The organism is Bacillus sp. UMB0728 (assembly GCF_002858875.1).
Lineage (GTDB): Bacteria > Bacillota > Bacilli > Bacillales > Cytobacillaceae > Bacillus_AB > Bacillus_AB infantis.
In genome coordinates, this window is sequence record NZ_PKLA01000019.1 from 1 (window position 1) to 1,104 (window position 1,104).

A 1,104-nucleotide genomic window follows, 5' to 3' on the forward strand; every position below is an offset into this window, starting at 1 on the left:
AAATAGTCTGGTGGCGATAGCGAGAAGGTCACACCCGTTCCCATACCGAACACGGAAGTTAAGCTTCTCAGCGCCGATGGTAGTTGGGGGCTCTCCCCCTGTGAGAGTAGGACGCTGCCGGGCTTTAAAATATGGAGGATTAGCTCAGCTGGGAGAGCATCTGCCTTACAAGCAGAGGGTCGGCGGTTCGATCCCGTCATCCTCCAACCATATTTGCCGGTTTAGCTCAATTGGTAGAGCAACTGACTTGTAATCAGTAGGTTGGGGGTTCAAGTCCTCTAGCCGGCACCAGTTTCATTGTTTGCAAAAGCCTGAGCCATTAGCTCAGTCGGTAGAGCATCTGACTTTTAATCAGAGGGTCGAAGGTTCGAGTCCTTCATGGCTCACCATTTAATCTCAGGCAATCATTATGCGGGTGTGGCGGAATTGGCAGACGCACCAGACTTAGGATCTGGCGCCGCAAGGCGTGGGGGTTCGACTCCCTTCACCCGCACCAATTTTATATGCGGAAGTAGTTCAGTGGTAGAACATCACCTTGCCAAGGTGGGGGTCGCGGGTTCGAATCCCGTCTTCCGCTCCAGATATTGCCGGGGTGGCGGAACTGGCAGACGCACAGGACTTAAAATCCTGCGGTAGGTGACTACCGTACCGGTTCGATTCCGGTCCTCGGCACCACAGAGTTTATTTATAAAATGCGCCCGTAGCTCAATTGGATAGAGCGTCTGACTACGGATCAGAAGGTTATGGGTTCGACTCCTTTCGGGCGCGCCATATTACATTAAAATTATCATGTTCGGGGAGTAGCTCAGCTTGGTAGAGCACTTGGTTTGGGACCAAGGGGTCGCAGGTTCGAATCCTGTCTTCCCGACCATTTGAAATTTATATGGGGCCTTAGCTCAGCTGGGAGAGCGCCTGCTTTGCACGCAGGAGGTCAGCGGTTCGATCCCGCTAGGCTCCACCAAAAAAGCTATTGACAGGATGGTTACTTCCTGTTAATATATAAAAGCTGCTTCAAAAAGCGGCAGAGATTGTTCTTTGAAAACTGAACGAACAAAAACGTCAACGTTAATCTTAATTTTTTTATCAGAGCTAAATCTTACTCTT

The 1,104-nt window shown here is 50.3% G+C and carries 9 tRNA genes and 1 rRNA gene; all 10 read left to right on the plus strand.

The window, feature by feature from the left end:
* The first annotated feature begins 6 nt into the window (after positions 1-6).
* Positions 7-123: ribosomal RNA gene (rrf, locus tag CYJ37_RS26735) — 5S ribosomal RNA — on the plus strand.
* A 10-nt stretch (positions 124-133) separates the two neighbouring features.
* Positions 134-206: transfer RNA gene (locus CYJ37_RS26740), tRNA-Val, on the plus strand.
* A 9-nt stretch (positions 207-215) separates the two neighbouring features.
* Positions 216-291: transfer RNA gene (locus CYJ37_RS26745), tRNA-Thr, on the plus strand.
* Between the two features lie 22 nt (positions 292-313).
* Positions 314-389, plus strand: a tRNA-Lys gene (locus tag CYJ37_RS26750).
* A gap of 22 nt (positions 390-411) precedes the next feature.
* A tRNA-Leu gene (locus tag CYJ37_RS26755) sits at positions 412-496 on the plus strand.
* Between the two features lie 9 nt (positions 497-505).
* A tRNA-Gly gene (locus tag CYJ37_RS26760) sits at positions 506-580 on the plus strand.
* A 6-nt stretch (positions 581-586) separates the two neighbouring features.
* A tRNA-Leu gene (locus tag CYJ37_RS26765) sits at positions 587-675 on the plus strand.
* 19 nt (positions 676-694) lie between these two features.
* Positions 695-771: transfer RNA gene (locus tag CYJ37_RS26770), tRNA-Arg, on the plus strand.
* Between the two features lie 23 nt (positions 772-794).
* Positions 795-871, plus strand: a tRNA-Pro gene (locus CYJ37_RS26775).
* A 14-nt stretch (positions 872-885) separates the two neighbouring features.
* A tRNA-Ala gene (locus tag CYJ37_RS26780) sits at positions 886-961 on the plus strand.
* Positions 962-1,104: the final 143 nt, after the last annotated feature.